General features: G+C 71.1%; 10 protein-coding genes. 6 read left to right on the forward strand and 4 right to left on the reverse strand.

Features of this window, described 5'->3' with window-relative positions; all coding sequences use genetic code 11:
• The coding region (locus ACE3O1_RS13500) for an esterase/lipase family protein (RefSeq protein WP_374315879.1) at positions 1–416 on the reverse strand (416 nt) is incomplete at its 3' end.
• Between the two features lie 9 nt (positions 417–425).
• Complete coding sequence (locus ACE3O1_RS13505; protein ID WP_374315881.1) at positions 426–1,088, reverse strand: TetR/AcrR family transcriptional regulator; 663 nt, start codon at positions 1,086–1,088, stop codon at positions 426–428.
• Between the two features lie 110 nt (positions 1,089–1,198).
• On the opposite strand from ACE3O1_RS13505, the gene ACE3O1_RS13510 reads away from it, so the two are divergent.
• Positions 1,199–2,680 (forward strand): MFS transporter, encoded by a 1,482-nt coding sequence (locus ACE3O1_RS13510; protein WP_374315882.1) that lies wholly within the window; start codon positions 1,199–1,201, stop codon positions 2,678–2,680.
• Here ACE3O1_RS13510 and ACE3O1_RS13515 read toward each other — a convergent pair.
• On the reverse strand, positions 2,664–3,674 hold the full coding sequence (locus ACE3O1_RS13515; protein WP_374315884.1) for a GlxA family transcriptional regulator: 1,011 nt from the start codon (positions 3,672–3,674) through the stop codon (positions 2,664–2,666). The two genes, ACE3O1_RS13510 and ACE3O1_RS13515, sit on opposite strands and share 17 nt — an antisense overlap.
• Positions 3,675–3,801: 127 nt before the next feature.
• Here ACE3O1_RS13515 and ACE3O1_RS13520 point away from each other — a divergent pair, with 127 nt between their 5' ends.
• From ACE3O1_RS13520 to ACE3O1_RS13535, 4 genes are all read left to right on the forward strand, one after another.
• Positions 3,802–4,869, forward strand: coding sequence for a class I SAM-dependent methyltransferase (locus ACE3O1_RS13520; RefSeq protein ID WP_374315886.1), 1,068 nt, complete (start codon positions 3,802–3,804; stop codon positions 4,867–4,869).
• 76 nt (positions 4,870–4,945) lie between these two features.
• Positions 4,946–5,641, forward strand: coding sequence for a M23 family metallopeptidase (locus tag ACE3O1_RS13525; RefSeq protein ID WP_374315887.1), 696 nt, complete (start codon positions 4,946–4,948; stop codon positions 5,639–5,641).
• Between the two features lie 119 nt (positions 5,642–5,760).
• Complete coding sequence (locus tag ACE3O1_RS13530; protein ID WP_374315889.1) at positions 5,761–5,952, forward strand: hypothetical protein; 192 nt, start codon at positions 5,761–5,763, stop codon at positions 5,950–5,952.
• Between the two features lie 62 nt (positions 5,953–6,014).
• The gene (locus ACE3O1_RS13535) at positions 6,015–6,848 is read left to right on the forward strand and encodes an aldo/keto reductase (protein ID WP_374315891.1); all 834 of its coding nucleotides are present in this window, start codon (positions 6,015–6,017) and stop codon (positions 6,846–6,848) included.
• 26 nt (positions 6,849–6,874) lie between these two features.
• Here ACE3O1_RS13535 and ACE3O1_RS13540 read toward each other — a convergent pair whose 3' ends face one another.
• A complete protein-coding gene (locus tag ACE3O1_RS13540) occupies positions 6,875–7,615 on the reverse strand; it encodes an SDR family oxidoreductase (protein ID WP_374315893.1) in 741 nt (246 codons plus the stop codon).
• 122 nt (positions 7,616–7,737) lie between these two features.
• Here ACE3O1_RS13540 and ACE3O1_RS13545 point away from each other — a divergent pair.
• On the forward strand, positions 7,738–8,192 hold a 455-nt coding region (locus tag ACE3O1_RS13545; protein WP_374315895.1), incomplete at its 3' end, for a sigma factor.

Here is an 8,192-nt window from a genome sequence, read left to right on the forward strand (position 1 = left end):
AGGTGCTTGCCGATGAGCCCGCCCTTGCTGTGCGCAACGAGCACGCGCCCGGCGGGCGCGACCGGCAGGTCGGCCAGGTAGCGCGAGAGGCGCTCCGCTGTCTCCGCGATCCCCCGCCGGTTGACGCCGAGTTCGTGCACCACGCGCACGCGGTGCCCGGCGTCGGCGAGGGTGTCGCCCAGCGGCCGCAGGAAGGTCCAGTGCTCGTACACGCCGGGGAGCAGGACGACCTCGGGCAGTCCGGCCGATCCGGCCTGCCACTTCGGCGGCGTCGGCCGGCGGTGCCCCATCGCCCAGGGCAGAGCCAGGATCGCCAGCTGTCTCCGCGCGGCATAGACGTAGTCCGCCGTCCACCACATCGCCCGCTGCAGGCTCCATGGCCTGCCGCCGTCAGGGGCGGCGCCGGCGGGGGTCATGGCCGCAGTCTAGGGCGCGATCGGCGCGGCGACGGACTCGGCGGTGCCGCGGACGCCGACGATCGCCGCCTCGACCACCGCGGCGGCCAGCGCGTCGATCACCTCCGGCGGCTGCCACTGCACCGGCCCGTGCACGGCGATCTCGGCGAAGCCGTGGACGGCCGACCAGCACGGCCATTCGGCGAACGGCCTGCGCTCGGAGGCGAGGGCTCCGGCATCCACCATCTGGTCCAGGGTGTCCAGCAGGAGGCGGAACGGCGCGACGACCTCGTCGTCGAGGGTCACGATCTCCTCGCCGCCCTGCGGATCCTGCGTGGCGAAGGCGAGCTCGAACCACCCGCGCTCGGCGCGGGCGAAGTCGATGTAGGCGAGGCCGACGCGTCGCAGGCGCTCGATCGAGGCCGCCGCGGCGGATTCGGCCGGGGGAGCGGCATTGACGCGCGCGCGGATGGCCCGGGCGAGAGCCAGCTGCGCCTCGCCCGCGACCGCGCGGATGAGGTGCTCGCGGTCCGCGAAGTGGCGGTACGCGGCGTTCGGCGAGACGCCGGCGGCTCTCGTCACCTCGCGCAGCGAGACGGCGGCAGGACCGCCGGTGCGTGCCAGGCGGAGGCCTTCGTCGATGAGCGCACGTCGGAGGTCCCCGTGATGATAGGTGCGTAGCTGCGCAGCCATTGCCGTGCCTCACAAGAATGTGTACGGTGTGAACATCAATGTACACGGTGTCCACATCGAGCTTAGTCCACCGTGCACCCCCATCCGTCGCACACGCAGAAGGACAACCGATGAGCCAGCCGACGCCCGCACCGCGGACGGACGATCACAATCAGTCCGCGCCCGGACCGCGGACGGTCCGCGCCTTCTACCAGGTGCTCGCCAACACGGCGCTCGCCAACGTCACGTCGAGCTTCCTGTGGTTCGCGCTGACGTTCTGGGCCTATCTCGAGACCGAGTCGGTGCTGGCGACGGCGATCATCGGCGGCTCGTACATGCTCCTCGTCGCCGTGTTCGGCGTGGTGTTCGGGGTCATCGTCGACCACATGAAGAAGAAGGCGGTCATGGTGCTCTCGAGCCTCGTGACGCTCTCCACCTACCTCATCGCCGGTGCCCTCTACCTCGCCTTCCCCGAAAGTGTGCTCATCGACTGGGGCGGGCCGTGGTTCTGGGTGTTCGCCGGCGTGATCCTCATCGGCGGCGTCGTCGAGAACCTCCGCAACATCGCGCTTTCCACGACCGTGACGCTCCTGGTCCCCTCCGACCGGCGCGATCGCGCCAACGGTCTCGTCGGCGCGGTACAGGGCATCGCGTTCATGGTGACGAGCGTGTTCTCCGGCCTGTCCATCGGACTGCTCGGCATGGGGGCGACCGTCGTCATCGCGATCGCGGCCACGGCGGTCGCGCTCGTCCACCTGCTCTTCGTGTCGATCCCCGAGCGCGGCATCGCGCACGTCGAGGGCGAGGCACCGAAGGGCTTCGGCTTCCGCGAGGTCATTCCGGCGGTGCTCGCCGTTCCCGGGCTTCTCGCACTGATCCTCTTCACCACGTTCAACAACCTGGTCGGCGGCGTCTTCATGGCCCTCATGGATCCGTACGGCCTGACCCTGTTCTCGGTCGAGGTGTGGGGCGTCATCCTGGGCATCACGAGCATCGGGTTCATCATCGGCGGCGGGCTGGTGGCCAAGTTCGGTCTCGGCAAGAATCCCGTGCGCACGATGCTGCTGGTCAACATCGGCATCGCGATCCTGGGCATGACGTTCGCGATCCGCGAGTGGTGGTGGCTGTACGCCCTCGGCATCCTGATCTTCATGTGCCTCATGCCGATCGCCGAGGCCGCCGAGCAGACGATCGTGCAGCGGGTCGTGCCGTTCGAGAAGCAGGGCCGCGTGTTCGGCTTCGCTGCCAGCGTCGAGTCCGCCGCCGCGCCCATCTCGGCGTTCGTGATCGGGCCGCTGGCGCAGTTCTGGCTGATCCCCTACATGGACTCGCCCGCAGGCCAGGAGTCCCTCGGCTGGCTCCTCGGTCCCGGCGAGGCGCGTGGCATCGCCCTGGCCTTCCTCGGTGCGAGTGCGCTGCTGCTGATCGTGGTGATCCTGGCCTTCGTCTCGAAGCCGTACCGTGAACTCTCCGCGGCCTACGCGGCGGCGCCCCCGTCGCTGCACACCGACGGACAGGGGGCGGATGCCGCATCCCCGACGGATGCCGCATCCCCGACGGATGCCGCAGCGCCGACACCGGCGAGCGAGACCTCGCTCAGCCCGCGGTCGTGACCGACGGCACGCGGAATCGGCGCCGGTAGGCGGCCGGGCTCACGCCCGTCACACGCTTGAACAGCCGGCGGAAGAACGCCGGATCCTCGTACCCGACCGCCCAGCCCACGGCCTCGACCGAGTCTTCGCTGCGCTCGAGGCGCCGCTTTGCCTCCTCGACCCGCACCCGCTGCACGTAGGCGAGCGGACTGACTCCGGTCGCCTCGGTGAATCGGCGCTTGAAGGTGCGTTCGGCGAGGCCCGAGCGCACGACGAGCTGCTCGACCGGTGCGGCGACCGAGAAGTGCGCGCGCAGCCACTCCTGTGCATCGGCGACCACGGCGTCGCCGTGATCGCTGCGGCCCTCGAACACCATGTAGGGGGCGAGGCCGTCCTGGTGCCACTGCAGGGCGAACATGCGCGCCGCCTCCTGCGCGACCGTCGCCCCGGCGTACCGGCCGGTGAGATACAGCACCAGGTCGTGCCAGGTGGTGGACGCTCCCGAGGTGATCAGCTCGTCGCGGGTTCCCGTCACCATGAGCGCCCGCTCCGGGTGCACGCGCAGCGCGGGACGGGACGCCTCCAAGTGGCGCGCGTAGTCGTAGTGGACGGTGACGTCGCGGTCGTCGAACAGCCCGGTCTCGGCGAGCAGGAAGATCCCGGAGCAGGCCGAGCACAGCAGCGCACCCTGCGCGTGCATCCGCGCGGCCCACTCGACCAGCGCCGGGTAGCGCCCGCGCTTCCACCCGGCGGGGCCGAGAACGACCGACGGCACGATCACGATGTCGGTCGCCGGAAGATCGGCGACCGATCGTGCGACGGGAACGGGCACGCCGCTGACCCCCATCAGCGGTCCCTCGCGCTCGCCGACGATCTGCGCCCGGAATGGCGCCGGCCCGTCGCCGATGCCCATCAGCTCGAAGGAGTTGAGCACGTCGAGGACGCCGAACATCGTCGCAACCCCGGTGTCGGGCAGCGCGACGACGCTCACCGTGAGCGGGCGTGCGTCGGGCATGGGTCCTCCTGAGACCACATCGTGGCATGAATGGACCGAACGAGGGTCGGGATGCCCCTGAACGCCGGGGCGCGGCATCCGGAGCATGGAATCACACCCCATCGAACGGACCCGAAAGGACCGACACATGAACACCACGACAGTGGATGAGACAGCACTGCAGGCATTCGTCCTCAAGGCGGTGGACGACCTGGGAGCGGGCTACCTCGGCGTCATGGTGAGCCTCGGCGCGAGGCTCGGCCTCTACCGCGCGCTCGCCGACGAGGGCCCCCTGACCTCGGCCGGCCTCGCCGCCCGCACCGACTGCGCCGAGCGCTACGTGCGCGACTGGGCGGCCTCGCAGGCCGCCGCGGGCTACCTCGTGTACGACCCCGAGGAGCGGACGTTCGCGCTGACGCCCGAGCAGGCGCTCGTGCTGGCGAACGAGGAGAGCCCGGTGTACCTGCCGCCAGCCTGGAACGTGCCGGCGGCGATGTGGTCGGACGAAGCCAAGGCTCTGCACGCCTTCCGGACCGGGGAGGGGATCGCGTGGGGCGATCACGACCCTCGGCTGGCGCACGGCACCGCGGCGTTCTACCGCAACGGATACCGCGCCGCCCTCACCTCGCAGTGGCTCCCCGCCCTCGACGGCGTCGTGGACGCGCTCGAGCGCGGCATCGCTGTCGCCGACGTCGGCGCCGGTCACGGTCACACCACCGTCATGATGGCCGAGGCCTTTCCCCGGTCGCGGTTCCACGGCTTCGACAGCCACGCGCCGTCGGTCTCGGAGGCGCGTCGCAACGCCCGCGCGGCCGGCGTCGAGGAGCGCGTCGTGTTCGAGCAGGTGCGCGCCGACGCCTACGAGTCGGGCGGGTTCGGCCTGATCTGCTTCTTCGACGCGCTGCACGACATGGGCGACCCGTCCGGCGTGCTGCGTCACGCCGCCTCGGCTCTCACCCCGGACGGCACGCTGCTGCTCGTCGAGCCGAACGCCGCGGACCGGCTCGAGGACAACCTCACGATGATCGCGCAGACCTACTACGCGGCCTCGAGCATGATCTGCACCGCGCACTCCCTCGCGGACGGCGGCGAGCTCGTGCTCGGAGCGCAGGCCGGACCCGCGCGACTCACCGAGGTGCTCCACACGGCCGGATTCAGCCGGGTGCGCGTGGTCGCCGAGACCCCCTTCAACCTCATCATCGAGGCCAAGCGCTGAGCGCATCCCCGTCCTCGGCGGCAGCCGGTCACGACGACGACTGCCGCCGAGGGCGCTGCGGGGCTACTGTCGGAGCGTGCCCGAGGGACTGGAGACCCCGGTCGTCGTCGACTTCCCACTGCGCGGGGAGAACTGGGTGGCGGTGACGACGCCGGTGTCCGGGGTGCCCAGCCACGGCGTCGACATCCTCGGACAGCGGTACGCGTACGACTTCGTGAAGGTCGACGAGCGTCCCGGCATGCACGTCCACCCGTCCCCGACGATCATCGCCGCGACGATCGGCGGCCGCACGTCGCGGTGCTACGCGTGGGGCGAGGAGATCTGCGCACCCTTCGAAGGAGAGGTCGTGGAGGCGGTCGACGGCATGGCGGAGCGCCGCTGGGTCAATCCGCTCCGCGAAGCCGTGCGGGGGATCTGGAACGGCCTGACCTTCCGCCCGGAGAAGATCCCCGCGATCCTCGGCAACCACGTGATCCTCCGCGCGGGCGCGGTGTACGCCGGTTTCGCGCACCTCGCGCCGGGAACAGTGGCTGTCCACGCCGGCGAGCGCGTGCCCGCGGGGACTGTGCTCGGCCGCGTCGGGCACACCGGCAACTCGACCTCCCCGCACCTGCACTTCCAGCTCATGGACAGCGCGGACCTCCTGGTCGCCGAGGGCATCGCCTGCGCCTTCCGCGCCTACGACGTGCGGCAGGGAGCCGAGTGGATCCGCGTGGAGTCGGGGTTCCCGGGTCAGCGCGAACGACTGCGGTCGGTGAGCGGCACGCCCTGACCGCTCGCCGCCGGGTCGTGCCCACGGACCGTCGCTACCTCCGGTGCGCCCGCACCGCAAGCCCCGTGCGTGACAGGCGACGCGGCGCCTAGCGTTGCGGCATCCGAAAGGAGTCCATCATGACCAGCAACCCCGTTCCTCCCGTCATCCCGCCCGCCGACAGCGACCGATCCGACGAGCCCGACGTGTTCGCCGACGACGACCGGCCGCTCGACCCCGACCTGGACGACGACCGCCAGACGAGCGCCGCCGCCGACGAGCGTGCCGCGCGCGAGGGCGAGCTCGACGGCGACGTCGACGACCGACCCTGATCGATCGACGTCCGACCTCGATCATCGGCCCGCGATCGCAGAGATCCCGCCAAGATGGACACATGACCGCAATCCCCACCGTGACGCTCAACGACGGCACCGAGTTCCCCGAACTCGGCCTCGGCACCTACAACCTTCGCGGCGACGACGGCGTGTCGGCCATCGTCTCGGCGATCGAGTCCGGCTATCGCCTCCTCGACACAGCGGTCAACTACGAGAACGAGCGCGAGGTCGGTGAGGCGGTGCGCCGCAGCGGCCTCGACCGCGATGAGCTCATCGTCACATCGAAGATCCCCGGGCGGCACCACGGCTTCGAGCAGGCGATCGACAGCATCCAGGGATCGCTCGGGATGCTGGGGCTCGACCGCATCGACCTGCAGCTGATCCACTGGCCGAACCCCAGCGTGGGCAGGTACGTCGACACGTGGCGGGGCATGATCGAGGCGCGCGAGCGCGGCCTCGTGCGCTCGATCGGCGTCTCGAACTTCACCGAGGCGATGCTCACCGAGCTCATCGATGAGACCGGCGTGGTGCCTGCGGTGAACCAGGTCGAGCTGCACCCCTACTTCCCGCAGACGGCTCTGCGCGCCTTCCATGCGGAGCACGGCATCCGCACGGAGAGCTGGAGCCCGCTCGCCCGGCGCTCGGAGCTGCTCACCGAGCAGCTCCTGCAGGAACTCGCCGTCGTGCACGACGTGACCCCGACGCAGCTCGTGCTGCGCTGGCACGTGCAGCTGGGCAGCACGCCGATCCCGAAGTCGGCCGATCCCGACCGGCAGCGCGAGAACGCCGACGTCTTCGGCTTCGCGCTGAGCGACGATCAGGTCGACGCGATCTCGGGCCTCGAGCGCGGTCGCCTGTGGGACGGCGACCCCGACACCCACGAGGAGATGTAGCGGGGCCCCCGCGACCGCCAGCCGGGTCAGCGCGCGGCGAGCCACTCCGCGAAGGTCTGGCGCCCGAGCACAGCGCCGGCGCCCGGCAGCGCGAGTCCGGCCCGCATGCCCTTCATCTGGGGGCCGGGCAGACTCACGCGCGGGATCCATCCGCGGTGGCCCGTGTGCCGGGCGAAGGCGCGGACCATCTCGTCCAGACGTTCCTCGCGCGGCCCGGCGAGGTCGCGCGCGCGTCCCTGCGGCTGCCCCGCCGCGAGGTCGGCGAGGTGCTCGCCGACCTCGCGTGCCGCGATCGGCTGCACGCGCGCCCGCGGCGCGAGGTGGAGCGGACCGGCCTTCGCCCGCTCGAACAGCTGCCCGGCGAACTCGTGGAACTGCGTCGCCCGCAGGATCGTCCACGGGAGAGCGGATGTCTCGACCACCCGCTCCTGGGCCACCTTGCCTGCGTAGTAGTCGTAGGGCATGCGATCGATGCCGACGATCGAGAGCACGACGACGTGCCGTGCACCCGCGCGGTGCGCGGCCGCCAACAGGTTCCCCGTCGCCTCCGTGAAGAACGCCGTCGCGTCGCCGGCGTTGAGGGTCGTCACGTTCACGGTGTCGATCACCGCATCGACACCCTCGAGCGCGGCATCCAGCCCGGCACCGGTGATCAGGTCGACGCCGCCGCTGCGGCTCAACGCGATGGGCTCGTGGCCGGCTGTGCGCACGGCCTCGACGGTGGGGGCTCCGACCGTGCCGGTTGCCCCGGCGATGGCGATCCTCATGAGCAGGTCCTTTCGCGAGCGGCTTCTGCGCTCCTGAACATCCGACGACGCCGCACGCCAGAATGTGAGGCACCCGCTCACATTCTCCGACGCTGCGTCGTCGGCTCCGCAGGAGGATCGCCATGGACGACGTCGAGGTGCTCGAGGGCGAGCGGCGGAACCTGCTCGCGCTCGCCTATCGCATGCTCGGCACGGTGACCGATGCCGAGGATGCCGTGCAGGAGACCTACGTGCGGTGGTACCGGCTGACGCCCGACGAGCGCGCCGAGATCCGCAACCCGGGCGCCTGGCTGACGCGTGTCGCGAGCCGCGTGTGCCTCGACGTGCTCGGCTCGGCCCGCGTGCGACGCGAGCGCTACGTCGGCGAGTGGCTGCCGGAGCCCGTGCCGGGGGAGTCGCCGATCGCGGCATCCGCCCCCCTCGATCCTCTCGACCGCGTCACCATCGACGATTCGGTGTCGACCGCGCTCCTGGTCGTGCTGGAGTCGCTGAGCCCGGCGGAGCGGGTCGCGTTCGTGCTGCACGACGTCTTCGGGGTGCCGTTCGCCGAGATCGCCGAGACGGTGGGGCGGACTCC

Source organism: Microbacterium sp., from assembly GCF_041909575.1.
Taxonomy (GTDB): Bacteria; Actinomycetota; Actinomycetes; order Actinomycetales; family Microbacteriaceae; genus Microbacterium.

Excerpts from the sequence above, each read along its gene's own strand:
- ACE3O1_RS13505 (WP_374315881.1), bottom strand. The coding sequence starts at position 1,088 with ATGGCTGCGCAGCTACGCACCTATCATCACGGGGACCTCCGACGTGCG.
- ACE3O1_RS13510 (WP_374315882.1), top strand. The coding sequence starts at position 1,199 with ATGAGCCAGCCGACGCCCGCACCGCGGACGGACGATCACAATCAGTCC.
- ACE3O1_RS13515 (WP_374315884.1), bottom strand. The coding sequence starts at position 3,674 with ATGCCCGACGCACGCCCGCTCACGGTGAGCGTCGTCGCGCTGCCCGAC.
- ACE3O1_RS13520 (WP_374315886.1), top strand. The coding sequence starts at position 3,802 with ATGAACACCACGACAGTGGATGAGACAGCACTGCAGGCATTCGTCCTC.
- ACE3O1_RS13530 (WP_374315889.1), top strand. The coding sequence starts at position 5,761 with ATGACCAGCAACCCCGTTCCTCCCGTCATCCCGCCCGCCGACAGCGAC.
- ACE3O1_RS13535 (WP_374315891.1), top strand. The coding sequence starts at position 6,015 with ATGACCGCAATCCCCACCGTGACGCTCAACGACGGCACCGAGTTCCCC.
- ACE3O1_RS13540 (WP_374315893.1), bottom strand. The coding sequence starts at position 7,615 with ATGAGGATCGCCATCGCCGGGGCAACCGGCACGGTCGGAGCCCCCACC.